This is a genomic window from Micromonospora sp. LZ34 (assembly GCF_052981855.1).
The window spans coordinates 1-16,068 of record NZ_JBRIQN010000061.1 but is presented as its reverse complement, the minus strand read 5'-3'; the positions used below and the strand labels follow the sequence as shown (position 1 = coordinate 16,068).

Sequence of the window (16,068 nt, the reverse complement as noted above, 5' to 3'; positions counted from 1 at the left end):
ACTCGCCACGCCGACGACTTGGGCCAGCGGGCGGCGACACCTTAGGCGCGCTCGCTCGCAGCGCGATCAGGCTCAGCTCGTGTCCCAGCGAATCGCGCATAGCGCGCACGATGCGCACCCGTTCGCGCAACCGCACCTGCTCGGCGATCAACTGCCTAAAGGTGCAGTCCCGACTCCTGCCGGACTTTGACCTTGTATCGCTCCCCATCGGGTCATGCCTATCTAGGAACGCTCATCTGTACGTCGAACCCCGACTGCGTCTCCCGCAGCAACCGGGCCAGCTCCGCGCGCTCGTCCTCGCTCAGCGCGCCAGCGCCGGCGGCCTCGCCGCGCTCTTCGCGATCCTTCTTCACCCAGTTCGACAGGGTCCCGTCACTGATGTCCAGGTCACGCGCGACCTGAGCGATCGACTTCCCGGTCTCCCGCACGATGCGCACCACGCCCGCGCGGAACTCCGGATCGAACCAGCGTCTCGTCCCAGCCATGAAACATCTATCCCTCGAGTTCCGGCCTCCACGACCCGACCGTTGTTTGAGAATTGAGGAAGGCTTCTTGTTGAGTTTGTTGTGCTGCAATGGGCATGAGTTCCCAAACCCGGTCTAGGCCGGAGGCTGACGTCCGCCTCGGTCAGACCGGCGCGCCGCCAAAGCCGATCTCGTTGCCGTCTGGGTCGCGGAAGGTGGCCTTGCGGACGCCGTTGGCGTAGGTCTCGCGCTCGGCCGGCTCCAGGCCACGCTCGGCGATCTGGGAAATGCGGGCGTCGAAGTCGCCGAGGAAGACGGTGTGCATGGCGTGCCCGGCATGCTCGGGCCGCACCTCGATGAACACGTACCGGTGGTCGGCGAGCTCCCACACCGCCTCGATGTCGTTGGGCAGGAACGACGGCGGGACGCCGAGGAGTCGCTCGTACCAGGCCGCCGCCGAGGAGTAGTCGCGGACGGGGATTCCCGCGAACAGATCTATGGTCATGAGGTCATGCTAGGCCGTGTCTGAGCAGGTGGCGGACGAGGTGGCCCGGCTCCTCCGCATCCTCTGCGGAGGTCATTGAGCCGGGCCACCCTGTGGGCAAGGTCAGCCGCAGACCACTTGGGCGTTGGCCCAGTCGACGCGATCCCACCAGTTGTTGGCGTCGTACTTCTTCACGACCAGCTTCAGCTCGCCGGCGCCGGTCACGTCGAGATCGATCACGCGCGGCTGCTCCCCCGGTCTCACGACGTCGCTGGCGTAGGCCAACGTGTCATCGGCCCAGACCTCGACGATGACGTCTCCGTCGGCGTCCGGCCGCGCCATCGTGTCGTCGATCCCGACCACCGAGCTGAACCGCGTGCAGGCGCCGCCCAGGTAGAACACCGCCTCGGCGTCGGCGTTGCTGCCCAAACCCTTGGCGTACGTCGTGCCCATGAGCATCATCGGACCGCCGTCGCCGGAGGCGGTCTCGCCGTTGTGCATGTCGCGCTCCCACGGTCCGTGGCCGCCCATCGAGGAAGCGAACGGCAGGTCGGACAGGTAGTGCGTGCCGGGTGCCGGCGGCTCCGGACCGGAGACCTCGCCGACGTTGAAGCCGGTGAATTGCGCGAGTCCACGGCTACTGCTCGCGGCGGTCATGAAGAGCCCTGCGTCGGAGACATCCACCGCGGGCACGAGCGCTGAGCCAACCTGGATCCAGGTGGCGCCGTCCGTGCTGCACTCTGCAAGGAATCGGTCGCCATCACGGCTCAGCCGCAGGTGCGCCGACGAGGTGAACGACCGGTCCTGGCGAATGCTGTCCAGCCGGCCGTCGTTGTTGGAGTCCCATGACAGCACGCATCCGTTGGCCGGTGTCAGCGCAAGGTTGAGGAATCCCTTGCTGCCCTGGGTCGTGAGGTCGTCGCGGACGATGATGCCGGCACGCGCCCAGGGCCCGGTCGGATCCTGCGCCTCCACCTTGGTCGTCACCGAGCCGCTGGAGCCGAGGGCATCATCTCGATAAATCGCACCGAACTGGTTGGTGCCGCCCCAGAGGTCGGCTCCACCGCCCTGGATAGCGTACGAGTCGCCGCGCTGCGCGAAGAGGGCACTGTTGAAGGAAACCGTCCGGTTCGGCTCCTCCACGCCGCCTGCGACCAGCAGCCGTACGGTCGTGGTCGTCTGCTCCGCTCGGCCCAGGACGTCGTAACTGCCCCGTGCCCGGAGACCGACGACAGTCGACGAGACGACGTCAGGTTCGGAGAGACTTACCGCGAACTTGACCCGCAACGCCTCGCCGGCGGTCAGCACGGCCCGGTTCGTCTCGTCGAGGGGCTGCACGGTGATGCCGGGTTCCGCGGACAGCCGCACCTGCGCATCGGTGACATCGGTGAACGGATTGTCGTTGCGCAGGCTGAGTTCCACGACCATCGGGTTGTTTGCCGACAGCGCACCCGTCCCACTGTTAACGGCCAGCGTCAATGGCCACGGGTGTCCTCGCAGATAAGCAAGCACCTGCTGCGCCACGTCGTGAATGTCGCCGCTTGGCTTGACGGGCAGCTGGTCGGTCCGGCGCGTCCAGTTGTCGCCCATCGCGTACCAGTCGATCGGCCGCGGAGCCCTGTTCTCGGCCAGCGCGGCGCCGAGCTCGTCGAAGAAGGCTTGCCAACGGGGCTTGTAGTAGGAGCTCAGGAGCCCTGCCCATTCGCGGTTGGCGTAGTCGTGTAGCCCCGCCTGGGCGCCCGACCGGTTGCCCCACACGGTCAACAAGGTCCGGGCGTCGTGCTCGAGCCGGTCCGCCTCGGCCGGTGTCGACGCCCACGATCTGGCATCGGCGAGCCACGGCCCGAGCATCGTCTCCCGATTGGTTGCCGTGACCTGCTCCAGCAGATCGATCTCCTCGAGCCATTGCCCGGTCAGCGCGGAGAACCTCGCGACGTCTCGCGCGTCGTAGGCAGCCTTGATCTGAGGGAGCAGCACCCGGCTGTGGTTCGACAGAACCTGCCGTGCGACATCGGCGAGGTCGTAACGGTAGGCGCTGGACGTACGCAGCTCCGGCGACATTGCCAGCAGGGACGGAAGTGCCTGCGCGAAGGGCGTCGCTTCGTAGCGCATCTTCTGCGGAGACCAGGTTGCTGCGGTCGTGGCCGTCAGACTCGGCTGCGCGGCGAAGAGCCCGTCGTGGGCTTCGGACCAGCCGTCTGCCGGCAGCGAGTAGGCCGTGCTCCCTGCTGCCCGCCAGGCAGCCTGTGCCGCCGCGTCCGTGCCGCCGTACCGACGGGTCGCCCACCCTTCGTACCAGGCTTGCATGTCAACCGGTCCGTCCGACCATGCCAGCGAGGTGAGGAAGTCAAAGGCGACCGGGTTGTTGTCACTGGCCTCCGGTAGTACGGCGATTCCGTCGAGGGCGCTGCCCTGCTTCGCCTTCCAAGCCCAGTAGCGCTCGTTCCACACGGCCATGTTGGCGCCCATCGTCGTGTGCCCGCCGAAGTTCCAGATGGACCCGAAGGCGTACGGTGTCTGGAGCCAGGACGCCTCCCGGTCGAGACCTTGGTAGCGGTCCGACAGGCCGTCGACGATCAGCATCTTCGACCGGTCGATCGCAGTGAGCGTCTGGCGCAGGGGGTTGTTCTGCCAACCGAGGATCGCCCAGATCGCTCCCGGGTTGGCCTCTTGCAGCGCGGACTCGACCGCAATGCTGGCGGCAGCCACGTCGACCGAGCCGGCGCGGCCGCCCTCGTGGAGCAGGTCCATCTTGTACATGGACGAGGCACTGAAGCGCCGCTTCGAGTGACGGTAGAAAGCCTCCGCCACCGCGTCGAACTGGTCGCCGGTCGGATCGAGCCAGCCGGACCGTTCGAAACCGACCCAACCACCTTGCGGTACGACGTTGGCACCTGGGTTCTTCTCCGCAAAGTGCGGTGGAACCGTGCCGAAGTAGCCCGGAAGGACCGGTGTGATACCAAGCTCGCGCAGCCGGCGGGCGATCTTTTCACCGAGCGCGGCACGCTGCTCCACCTGCGCCCGCGAGATCGCGCTGGGGAAGCAGCACATGTTCTGGAGCAGCCACCACGGTTGATGCGCCGGCTGCGGGATCCACTCCAGCGCCTCGGCTTCCGTATGGCCGAACTCCTGGAACGTGTCGAGGTAGACCGCTTCCGCTCCCACCGGCATGAAGACCTCGTTGATGCCGTGCATCGCGAGCACGTCTATCTCCCGCTCCCAATCCTTCCAGGTGCGGTAGGCGCCGGTGTAACCGTCATCGGTGTCGTTGAGCGCGAACCGGTGCGACACGTTAGCTCGGCGGACGATCTCACGGTCCGGCACCGGCAAGCGCCTGGGCAGCCGGTCCAGCGAATCGCCGGTCCAGGAGACGTTCACGCCGACGACTTCCCCGAGGTAGGCGTTGAATCCGGTCAGGAGAGAAGAGACGCTGGTGCCCTCGATCGTGGTCTGCTGAGCCTTACCCGAGATCCGGAACCAGTCCGATTCCCCGTCGCCGTTGACTGCCTCGAACTGAACCTGGCGGGCAAGGTCGGGTGGCAGCAGCCGACCGAGCACCTCGACCGCCGGCTCGACGGAGAAGGTCTCCTGATCGGCGGCCGGGACAGCCGTCGCTTCCGCAGCCGCTGCCCCCTCGGGCGGCAGCAGCGGTGCCGCTACTGACGCGATCAGGGAAGCCACGACGACGCTGACAAGTGCATGTGGCCCGGCCGATCCGGAACTTCGGGCGATCATCTTGATGCTCCTCTGCGGCGATTAGGGCAGTGGATCGACGCCCCGTCAGTCACGGGAGTCGTTGACGTTGACTTGCACCTCGGCCAGCGAGAGCGGGGCCGTGCCCGCCAGCTGAACCCGCACGTACCTGCCCGACGCACCACCGGTGGGGATTCGCGTCGGCAAGCCCGCGGTGCCGGCCTGGTAGTAGACGTGTACGCCGGGCGTGGCCAGTGCATCCGCGAGGCTGGTCCCGACGATCGGCTGCTCGGAGAACAGGACGTAGTAGTTGCTCAGCCGGGAGCCGCAGCAGTCGGTACGGTTCCAGACCGCGATCTCCGCGGGCGTGTAGGACCGGCCGAGGTCGGCCTGCCAGTAGGGCTCCGGCGACTTGTCCTCCGCGGTGTGCGTCACCGATCCCGATCCCCAGGAGCCTGAGGTGTTGCCGTCCACGGCCCGACCGGCGACCCCACCGTAGGCCGTGCTGCTCTGCACAGCCGCAGCACCGACCGCGACGCTGCGCAGGCACGGCGCCTGCTTGGCGGAGCCGACCACGCCGAACGACTCGTAGGCTGCGCGAACGGCTTCGGGGGTGAGCGCCTCGTCGTACGTCTGCACTTCGTCGAGGGTGCCTCGCACGGAGGATCCCACGTCACCGATCGACCGCATCGGCAGGTCGACCGCGGCATCGACGCTGTCGACGTACTCGCCGTTGACGAACAACTCGGTGCGGTCAGGCTTGGTCACGAACGTCAGATGGACCCACTCGTCGATCGGCGTCACGTAGTCGAAGGTGTGGTCGGCCACGCCCTTCTTGGTGAACCCGACCTGCCCGCAGGGCGCCCCCCACTGCTCGAGCTTGAGCGCGGTCGACTTGGAGCTGATCAGAGTCGCGTTGCCGGTCGAGCCGGTGCGGCGCACCCATGCCGAGAAGGTCCACGGCGGCGCCACGTCGAGCCCGCCGAAGCCGACACCATCGCGGTCGTTGTCGAAGTGCCAGGCCTGCCCGGAGATACCGGCCACCGGCGTCGGGTTGTTGATGATGTACGACGTGCCGGGAAGGTCGCCGGCGACGTCTTCGGCGAAGATCGTGTTGCCGGGACTGCCGGCGTAGGTCCAGCCGGAGGGGTAGCTGGCGTCGTCGAACGTCCAGTGGTGACTGGGGTGGCCGTCGTCGACCCGCTCTGGCGCCTCCGGTTCGTCCACGCCCGGTGCTGGACCGAGCGCGGCGACCCGCGCACGGAAGTCCGTCACGGTGTCGCGTGTCGGTGTTGCGTTCCAGGTGCGGTCGGCGAGGATCGCGCGCGGCATCGCCATCAGCCGCTCGTAGTACTCGTCCCTGGCCCAGAAGTTGTAGTCGGCCCAGTTCATGATGCCGCTGCCGATCATGTCCTCGGCCAGGCTCGGCTCCCAGGTGTCGTACATCCACCCCTCGTTTGGGTAGAGGTTGTGATAGTTGTTCGGCGTCACATAGAACGGGCCGATCGCGATCTCGTCCTTGCCCGGGACCGCCGGTTCGCTGCTGCTGTGCTCCCAGGTCATGAACACGACGTCGTCGTGCACATCCTGCTGAGGCGAACTCATGTGCTCGACACCGTTGTAGATGATGGTGCGCTTGCCGAGCCGGTTCACGGTGTCGTCGAGGTCGTTGATGAACCGGGAGAGCAGGTCGCCGAGCGTACTCACGTCCGGGTCGGCGTCCAGCGCGTTCCGGACCCGCGGGCAGTTGCCGAGCTGGCCGGGCAGCTCGTCCGCGCCGAGGTGTGCGTACGGCGCGTCGAACCACGGTAGGAACTCTTCGAGCAGGGCCACTGAGGTCTGGGTGCTCCGCGCGTCCGTGATGTCGATGGCCCAATCCGGGGTGAGGTGGCTGTGCATGTGCGCCCGCAGGCACGGGTTCGCCCCGTCGCCGAAGCCGATCTGGAAGTGGTCGCTGAGCACTGTGCCGTGACCCGGAACGTCGATGCCGGGCACCACCATCACGTGGTGGTCGGCCGCGAAGGCGACCAGATCTGCGATCTCCTCCTCGTCGTAGCTCACGTCCGGGTCGGCGAGCCCGGGGAATGCGCGCGAGTCGAGCCGGAACCCTTCGGCGTCGGACAGGTGCAGGAACAGGGTGTTCATCTTGTGCCAGGACATCTGGCGGACGAGGTTCTTCAGGTAGTCCGGCTGCCAGTACTTACGACCGGCGTCCAGCATCACCTGGCGGTACTGCTGATCGGGGACGTCGCGCACGGTTCCTGCCTGCAACGAGCGACCGTCTCCGCTGGAGGTGAGCATCTGCTCCAGCGTGCGGCCGGCGTAATGGACGCCCGTGCTGGTGCCGGCCGTGATCTGCGTGGGGCCGCCACCGATGCGCAGCTGGTAGCCCTCAGCGCCGAGCTCGCTGTCGTCGACCAGGCGGACCACGATGTCGTCCTGATCGGCGGTGCGTACGTCGGCCGACACCTGCGGGCTGAACCCGGCCACCTCCCGCAGCTCGTCGGCCAGGGCCAGCGCAACCCGCACCGTCGGCCGGTGTGCCAGCCCAGGCTGGTCGGCCCCGGTCGTCCACCGGCCCCCACTGAGCGGGTCGACGAGGATCCGGGTGCCGGTCCCGATGGTGGCGACGCCCTCCGCGGGCTGCCAGCTCGTGGGACGGGGTACGACGGCGCCGGCGCCGCCAGGTCGGCTGGCAGGGTTCACGGCCGACGCCGCCACGGTCGTGGGCGCCGCCAGCAGGGCGGCGCCGAGTGCCGCGCCGAGCCCAAGGGCTGCGGCCCTCCGGACAGTGTTGAGCACGAGATCGCCTCTCATGTGATCGAGATGTCTGGTCGGTGGGATCACGCGGCGTTCAGCTGGCCGTGGCTGTCCACCGCTGGTGGGCGGCGGCCGTGTCGGTGGCCTGGACCACGAGAGCGTTCGTCCCGGCGGTCAGTGACAGCCCGCTGTGCTTGGCCTTGATCGTGAGCTGACCGTTGGTCTTGATGATGAGCCACCGTTGGTTTGCGGTGCCGGTGCAGGTGTACTGCACGACCTGCGCGCCGCTCGTTTGCGAGCTGGCCGCCACGTCGGCGCACAGCCCGCTGCCGGCATTGCGGAGCTCGTACGACCCGTCGCTGTTGCGCTTAACCACCCACTTCTGCGACGGCGACGTGAATGAGGCGGCAACGCGGAGCTGCCCGGCGTTGGTGTTCCCGGGTGCCTCCAGGTTCGCGCCTGCACCGACGTTGCCGAGCGCGTACTGCCCGTCCTCGATCGCGGGTGGCACGACGACCTCATTGCCGACCGCCATGGCGAACACATGCACGGCCGCGTTGGCCGGCAGCGTGACTGCGGCGACCTCCTTGGTCGGGTCGATGCGCATCGTCGTCGTGTAAAAGCGGTAGTCAACGGTCGGGAAGGCCGGCCCGTTGGGAGTGTTCTTGCCCTTGGTCGAGAAGGCGATCTTCGCGCCAAACGTGTCCGTGGGCAGGCAGCACCAGTTGGGGAAGCCGAGCGTTCCGGTCACGCTCGTACCGTCCGTGTAGTGGACGGTCGCCGAGCCGCCGGCCGCCGCGCTGGTACCCGTCCCGAGGAAGGCGAGCGCGTTGCCCGTCCCGGACAGCGCGGTCGTCTCCCCGCCTGAGGCGAGGTTGTCCGGCGTGCCAGGTGCGGATGCGGGCCAGGTGAACGTGAACCCGTTGGCAGACACGGTGGCACCCGGGGTCAGGCCGACGGTTGCGAGCCGCTCGGCGATGAAGCTTGATCCGCCGCCGTCGATGTTGCCCGGCGCCGGATTGTTCTGCGCGGTGATCCCGACGTTGTTGAACGTCGACGCCAGCGACGCATGCGCCACGGTGGCCTCGGCCCGGTCACCGACGGCGCGCTCCACATCTCGTACGACGTAAGTCGCCCTGGCCGACAGTTCGTAACGTCCTGGCCGCACGTCCGCGGTAGGCGTCACGGTGAAGGTGGCAGTGAACGTCTTGCCGTCCGGCAGGTCCGCCTTGCTGGTCGGCCCGTCCGCCTCGACGGCCCAGCCGGACGGGACGGTGAGTTCCGCACGCTTCACGTCCACCGGCTTACCGGTCTGGTTGGTGAGGCTCGCCGCGACGGGAACGCCCGTACCCCGTGCAGCGATCGCCGGCACGTCGAGATCGATCGTGGCGTGCCGCTCGTCCGGGTGCTGCCCGCCCACTGCGGCGGCACCGTTCAGGCGCACGGTGAGCGGCGCCGCGGTGGAGACGCTGGCGGTCTTGACGTGAACCACGCCGGTGGCCGGGTCGTAGTACCACCCCGACTCTGCGGTGGCCAACTCGTCGGCACCGCGCAGCTGAGTCAGTGCTGCGGGCCCGACATGGACGCCACCTGGCTCGGCGTCGGTGTGGACGCTCAGCCGGTACCGGCGCTCGGTCGCCTTTCCGGCGTAGTCGCCGTCGAGGGCACCGATGCGCACCTCCACCGGGCCTCTCTGCCCAGCGCCCGGTGCCGTGACGTCGATCCGCTGCGTTGCCGACCGGCCGGCGGCGTACGACTGGGAGCGGCCGTCGTCCTCGTACGCGGTAAACGTCGAGTTTCCCTCGGGGTAGATGTCGAGGTCGAGCTGACCCGACTTCTTGCCTTGCGCCCAGTCGGTCGTTCCCTCGGGGAACATCGGCACGATCGCACCGGCACGGACGAAGAGCGGCAGCGTGTCGAGCGGTGCCCGGTAGCCATCGACCGTCCGGTTACCGTCGTAGACCCGACCGGTCCAGTAGTCCACCCAACGACCCTCGGGCAGGTAGATACCGTCCCGGACTGCGGTGTCGGAGTAGACCGGTGCGACCAGGAAGTCGTCACCGGCAAGGAACTCGTACTTCACCGCGTCGCCCCACGTCCTGGGGTCGTCGGGATAGTTGACATAGAGCGGGCGGGTCGGCCCGAGACCGTTGGCGCTGGCGCTCGCCGAGTGCGTGTAGAAGTACGGCAACAGCCGCTCGTGCAACAGCAGGTACTTCTTGTTGATGCTCGTGTACGGCTCGCCGTACCGCCACGGCTGCTTGTCACTGGCCGCCCAGCCGCTCATGGCGTACGTCATCGGCAGGAACATCTTCCACTGCAGGTCGCGCACGTACGTCTTGGCGCTGCCGCCGAAGATGCCGTCGACGTCGCCCGTGGTCATGTGCTGCCCGGAGAGCGTCGAGCCGGCGTAGGTCGGGATCTGCCAGCGGATGTACTCCCACGAACCCGACTGGTCCCCGCTCCACGTGGCACCGCACCGCTGCGTACCGGCCCACCCCTCGATCGTCATTACGACCGCGCGGTCGTCACTGTTGTCGACGATCCCGTCGTACGCCTTTTCGCAGGCGTCCAAGGCGAACCGGTAACCGGGGCCGACCCAGGCGACGTCGGTCTTGCGGACTCGTACACCGCTCGAGACTTCGTACCGCTGCTCGGTGAGATCCCGCTGCGTCCAGAGGCCCAGCTCGGCGCCGTTGTCGGCCAGCATGGCGCCGGTCTCGGGCAGGTCTTCGTACTCGCAGCCGTAGCCGTCGTTGACCAGCATCCAGCCGAGTGGGATACCGCGGCTGCGGTAGCCCTCGGCGATAGCCTTCGAGTCACGCAGCGTCTTGCGCTCGCCGCGGTTGGCGTTGTGGAGATAGCAGTCCGCGTCGCCCATCTCCAACGCGTACATCGGCATCATCGCCGGGCGGCCGGTCAGCTCGGTGTAGCTGTCGATGACCTCACGCGTGTCGCCGACGAAGTAGTACGCATCGAACCCCTGCTCCTGATGCCTGGTGAGTACGGGTTGCGCAAAGCTGTAGCTACCCGGCGCGAAGGTGTTACGGAGCACGCCATACCCGATGCTGGACAGATAGAACGGCACCGCGTTGGGATAGCCGCCGTCGTTCCAGTTGTAGTTTCGGGCGATCTGAATCGTCTGACCACGATGGCTGAAGCGGCCGTTCTGCATGCCGCCGCCGAAGAACTGCTCGTCCGCGCCGCGGCTGAGCGACTGTGTCGTGCCCGCGCCGTCCCAGGCCAGCGGGGCGGTCTCGTCCCACAGGACGTGGCCGTCCTCGTCAGCCAACGAGAGCGTCACCGGCGCCTTCGTCACGGTCAGCATGGCTTCGTCGGTGCGGATGACGAACGCGTCGGTCGTCTCTTCGTGCCTGGAACCGGCACCCGCGTAGTCGCGCTTGACGACGATGTCCGCATCCGGCTGCGACGGGTCCGCCGGGTCGTCGTTCGCCGGGTCGGTGAACACGCCGGCCGGGGCGAGCTGGACTCGGAAGACATCGTCATCCTGGAACTCGATCCGTAGCTTCGCCTCCCCAGACGACACGACGTACGTGTCGCCGTCGGCGGTGAAGCCGGTCGCGACGCCGAGGCTGCCGGAAGCGGCGCTCGCTGCGGGCAGGCCAACCACTGAAGGACCGCCCACACCAAGCGCGAGCGCTGCGGCCCAGACTGCTGCCCGCCTGGTCGGCTGAATACGTCTGAACATGCGCGGAGGTTCCCTTCTGTTCAGCAAGCGAGTTGCGGGTCGGTGACCGGTGTGGCCTCGACGGATGCCGCCGAGCCGGCACGGTGTTGATGAGTCGCGTTCGTCCTGTGCCTGGCTCGCGGAGGCAAGCTGGTGATCGGATCTGCGCTATATCGAGCAATGTCGAGCAGTATTGAGCGGTGGTCGCGCGAGCGCAATAGCCGAGTTCGAAATCTCGCCGGATGGTGCAAGTGACCAAGCCACGGCCGGGGTGCTGCGAATGCGGGCGCGGAGGGCATCGCCTCGCCGCCGTCCTCGGGCCGTGGGCGCGCCAGCCGCCGCCGTCGGAAGCCAGCCCTGAATGCGTTCTCGATCACCTTCGGCGACCGGTTTTCGGCCGCCGAAACCTACTAACCGAAGACGCCGGAAACACCTTTAGCGAGACAGGCCCGAGATTTCGGCAGGCACAGGGTTCTGGTTCTGGCCCACTTACCGTGATCGGGACTGACTCGGTCAGGCCGGCAGTGGGAGTGTCCGATCTTCGGCTCTGCATGGAGACGGTGGTGGTGCGGCGGTCTCAAGTGGAGCATCGTGCTGTGGCCGCCTGACGCCAGTTTGTCGCCGGTGATCAGGATGTTGTTCCCTCACTGGCCGAGGATCGAGTCGGAGGTTGAGGAAGGTGCTCTCGATCATCTGGCTGCTTCCGGTGCCGATGGAGAGCGTCGGCTGAGGCTCAGGCGGTCCACCCGCATTGGGTATCTTTACCCTGCAGCGGGAACCAAAGCTCGTACCGGTCGGCGGGCAGCACAGCCTCGGCGTACTCGATCGGGCGGTGGCCGGCGAACGCGCGGCGCACCAGGCGTAGCACCGGCCGGCTCGATACCAGGTCGAGCAGCCGTATCTCCTCGTTGTTGGGCAGATCCGCCACCACCGACTCCTCGCCGGAGTCCGGCAGCAGACCACGTCCCTCCAGGTAGTGGTACAGGCTGTTGGACAGCACATCCTCGGTGAGGTCGGGTACGAGGGACGCTGCCAACCAGGTGCGCTCCAGGGCCAGCGGTACGTCGTCGCCGAGTCGGAGCCGGCGGATGCGCAATGCTGCCTCGCCGGGGTCCAGCTTGAGGAACGCCGCGACCTCCACCGGCGGAGACTGATCGGCCACGTGCTCAAGCATCTGGGTGGAGGGCGCCATGTCGTGCTCGCGGACGGCATCGGCGAACGATCCGAGCCGCACCCGCAGCTGCATCGATTCAGGCGCCCGCACGGTTCCGCGCCCGTGGACGGTGCGCACAATCCCCTCCCGTGCGAGGGCAGCCAGGGCCTGACGTACGGTCATCCGTGCGACGCCCCAGCGTTCGGCCAGGTGCCGCTCGGCGGGCAACAGCTCTCCCTCGGCGAGAGCAAAAACCATGGCCCGCAGCTCTTCGCGGATCGCCGCGTGTTTCGACCGGTCCGGGATCGACGTCAACTGACCAATCATGCCGCACACCCTTGACAACGCCCAGCATTCCAAAGTGCACTGGCACAAGTGGTCTAGACCGCCTCGCCACACCACCTAGCGCCCATGCCTGGGAGGACATCGTGAGGTTACACCCCCGTCTGTCGCGTTGGCTGTCATGCACACTCGGCGCCGTGCTGACCGCCGCCCTGCTCGCCGTGCCAGCACCAGCCGCCGGCGCGAAGCCAGCCCACCCGCTGCCCCAGATCACGCCCGTTCCCCAACAGATCGCGCGTTCCGGCGACGACGTCGTCGTCCCCGGCAGGGTCGAGCTGGTCACCGGCCGGGACACCGATGGTGCCGCCCGGCAGCTGCTCGTCGACCTGCTACACCGCCATGGCGCCGACCGGGTCGACGTCGTGACCGCACCGTCCGGCCGCGCGCCGCTGTCGATACGGCTCGGCCCGGCAGACCATCCTCACGTCGCGGCCGCGCTCGGCGCGACCGTCGTGCCCGGCCACGCCGAGGCCTATGCGCTCAATGTCGCCCGGTCGGATGCGCCGCTCGGCACGGTCGCCCTTGGCGGCACGGACGCTGCCGGACAGTACTACGCCGTACAGAGCCTGCGACAGCTGTTCGTGCCGACCGACGACGGCGGCTGGCGGATCGCCGGTGCCACCGTGAGCGACTACCCGGCGATGCCGCTGCGTGGCACCATCGAGGGCTTCTACGGCGAGCCGTGGAGCCACCAGGAGCGCCTGGACCAGCTCGCGTTCTACGGAGACGTCAAGGCCAACACCTACATCTACGCTCCGAAGGACGACCCATACCACCGGGCGCGCTGGCGTGAGCCGTACCCGCCGGTAAAGCTGGCCGAGCTAGGCCAACTAGTTGGCCAGGCGAAGGCCCACCACGTACGGTTCACCTTCGCGTTGTCCCCAGGAAACACGATCTGCTACAGCGGTACGGCAGACCGCGGCGCCCTGCTGGCGAAGTTTCAGGCGATGTACGACATCGGTGTGCGGGCCTACTCCATCCCGCTCGATGACATCGCCCTGCGCTTCAACTGTCCAGAGGACGCCGCCCGCTACGGCACCGCCACCCAGGCGAGCGTGGGCCGTGCCCAGGCCGAGCTACTGAGTTATGTGCAGGCAGCTTTTGTCGAGACTCACGGTGGCACGTGGGCGCTGCAGACGGTCCCGACCCAGTACGGCGACTTGTCCGAGACGCCGTACAAGCAGTCGTGGCGCGCGTCCCTCGACCCCGAGGTCGTCGTGATGTGGACCGGCACCGCCGTCGTCCCGCCGAGGATCACCATCGCCGACGCGGAGCGGATCTCCCAGCTGTTCGGCCGAAAGGTGTTCGTGTGGGACAACTACCCGGTCAACGACTACGGCAACACGAGGGGCCGGCTGCTGCTGGCGCCCTACGACAAGCGCGAAGCCGGGCTGTCTGACCATCTCGCCGGCATCGTCTCGAACCCGATGAACCAGGCCTCAGCGAGCAAGGTCGCCATCTTCGGCTTCGCCGACTTCACCTGGAACGACCGCGCCTACGACCCCGCGCGCAACTGGCGGGAAGCGATGCGCTACCTCAGCAGAGGAGACACCATCGCGACGGAGGCTCTGCTGGTCTTCAGCGACCTCAACCACCTCGCCCCGAGCTTCGGCTCCCCATGGCAGCCACAGGCACCCGCCCTCGACGCAGCGGTTCAGGCCTTCTGGACGGCCTGGCGGGGCGGCGACCGCAGCGGCGCGGTTATCGGCCTTCGCGCCTACGTCGACCGGATCGCCGCCGCACCCGCCGCCATACGTGCCGGGGCGGTCGACCCCGGCTTCGTCTCCGACGCCTCGCCGTGGCTCGACGCGACCGAGCTTTGGGGGCGATCGACGCAGCGAATGCTGGACGCGCTGCAGGCCAGGATCCGCGGTGACAAGCCGACTTCGGACGCCCTCGTCGCACAGTCACAGGCACTGATGCAGCAGGCGCAGAACGTCCTCGTCGATCCACCCGACAACAGCTGGGGACGGGCACCGGTACGCATCGCCGACAGCGTGCTCGACACCTTCCTGTTCGAAACCAATCTCGCCCTTGAGCTGTGGGAGATCGGCGACGTCGAGAACCTGGCGCTCTCGGGCACCGCGACGGCCTCCAGCATCGAGCAGAACCTCGACCGGCTCGCGCCGCGGTTCGTCAACGACGGCGACAACTCCACACGATGGGCGTCCGGATACTCCGACAACGAATGGGTCCAGGTCGAGCTGGCCGAGCCATCGGTGATCGCTGCGGTGACGGTCAACTGGGAGGCTGCCTGCGCCACGGCGTACCAGATCCAGACCTCGATCGACGGCGTCAACTGGCAGACTGCCAGGGATGTGACCAACTCCAGCTGCGCCCTCGACATCTTGGAGCTCGAAGACAACACGCCGGTCCGCTTCGTGCGGATGCAGGGCGTCGACCGGAAGACGAACTGGGGCTACTCGATCTACGAGCTGGGCATGTACGGCGCTGCCGGCTGACCGAGGCCCTCGGGGCATCCTTCGGGGCTCTGCTGATCGGATCGGGCATCCAATCGATCTCACCCCCGAAGGACCTCCCCTACTGGCTAGGCTCAGCCAGCGATCGCGCCACGGCCGAACGTTGGGGCACCTCTTCGAACCCGCCGAAGAGGTCACCGAGCAGGAAGCCCTGGTCAAGCGGTTGCCGGTGAGACCGGTGTTCCATGAAGTAAGACAGGCACCGGCGGCCGAACAGCGAAGCACAGCGATAAGCGCCGATCGATTCGTTGCAACGCCGATCCGCCGAGGCGGTCCGCGTCGCCGGCGAGGCGCTCCGCCCCTGACCGCTGGCAGGATGACCACTTCGAACTTCTCTGGGATGTCACAGCCGCCAGACCGCTCGCATCGTCGCTGGTCAGGGCACCAGCGGCACGGCCTGCAGGTGAGCGCTTCGGACGCGGTGACCACTTCGGCGAGGTGCTCCCCCTCTGCCCCCACTTGCAAGGTCTTGGCCGGTCGGAACTCCTTACCGCTGCGACCTGCGGATACTCCCCTACCAGGGAACATTGAGTGCCGTTGAAGTCCGTTCAGTGCCGTTGAGCGCTGCGGTGTGAAGTAGGACGCTGAACCGACTCTGACCTGGAAAAACGAGAAGCCGTAGCCCAGGATGGGTGCAGTTGCGCACCGTTGAGCGCCGATCGGTGCAGTTGAAGGCCGTTCGCTGCACCCTGTTGCTCCCAACCTGCTCCCCCGATCTCGTAACCCCGACCAGGCTGCTTCACCCGGCGACGAGCGCTGTCTCGCCGAAGGCACGCGGTCGTACTCAGCGGCTGGCAAGCGCGTCAGGCGGTCCGAGGAGTCAAACATGACCACAGCCATTCCGGTCCAGTTGGGCGCCGCTTTCGACCCGGCGCACAGTGGCGTCTATCGACCGATCGGCGAAGGAGTTCGTTACCGGTTCATTATGGCTCTTCGAAGTTAAGCGGGGTTGAGGTGTCCGCGGTGACGTCGGGTGGTCGCGGTGCGGGTGCGTAGCCGCTGGC

The 16,068-nt window shown here is 67.5% G+C and carries 7 protein-coding genes; 1 reads left to right on the top strand and 6 read right to left on the bottom strand.

Annotated features, from left to right (window positions below; genetic code table 11):
* Positions 1 to 218 precede the first annotated feature (218 nt).
* The 6 genes from ACVCAH_RS33600 to ACVCAH_RS33575 form a co-directional block, all read right to left on the bottom strand.
* Complete coding sequence (locus tag ACVCAH_RS33600; RefSeq protein WP_447140268.1) at positions 219 to 485, bottom strand: transposase; 267 nt, start codon at positions 483 to 485, stop codon at positions 219 to 221.
* A 142-nt stretch (positions 486 to 627) separates the two neighbouring features.
* Positions 628 to 969 carry a VOC family protein gene (locus ACVCAH_RS33595; RefSeq protein ID WP_447140267.1) on the bottom strand — a complete coding sequence of 114 codons (342 nt, stop codon included), beginning with the start codon at positions 967 to 969 and terminating at the stop codon, positions 628 to 630.
* Positions 970 to 1,071: 102 nt separating this feature from the next.
* A complete protein-coding gene (locus ACVCAH_RS33590) occupies positions 1,072 to 4,683 on the bottom strand; it encodes an alpha-N-acetylglucosaminidase TIM-barrel domain-containing protein (protein WP_447140266.1) in 3,612 nt (1,203 codons plus the stop codon).
* Between the two features lie 45 nt (positions 4,684 to 4,728).
* Positions 4,729 to 7,458 carry a family 20 glycosylhydrolase gene (locus tag ACVCAH_RS33585; RefSeq protein ID WP_447140265.1) on the bottom strand — a complete coding sequence of 910 codons (2,730 nt, stop codon included), beginning with the start codon at positions 7,456 to 7,458 and terminating at the stop codon, positions 4,729 to 4,731.
* Between the two features lie 37 nt (positions 7,459 to 7,495).
* Positions 7,496 to 11,110, bottom strand: a complete 3,615-nt coding sequence (locus ACVCAH_RS33580) for a TIM-barrel domain-containing protein (protein WP_447140264.1) — start codon at positions 11,108 to 11,110, stop codon at positions 7,496 to 7,498.
* A 712-nt stretch (positions 11,111 to 11,822) separates the two neighbouring features.
* On the bottom strand, positions 11,823 to 12,569 hold the full coding sequence (locus ACVCAH_RS33575; protein ID WP_447140263.1) for a GntR family transcriptional regulator: 747 nt from the start codon (positions 12,567 to 12,569) through the stop codon (positions 11,823 to 11,825).
* 152 nt (positions 12,570 to 12,721) lie between these two features.
* On the opposite strand from ACVCAH_RS33575, the gene ACVCAH_RS33570 reads away from it, so the two are divergent.
* Positions 12,722 to 15,046: a beta-N-acetylglucosaminidase domain-containing protein gene (locus ACVCAH_RS33570; RefSeq protein WP_447140262.1), complete on the top strand. Its 2,325-nt coding sequence runs from the start codon at positions 12,722 to 12,724 to the stop codon at positions 15,044 to 15,046.
* The last annotated feature ends 1,022 nt before the right edge of the window (positions 15,047 to 16,068 follow it).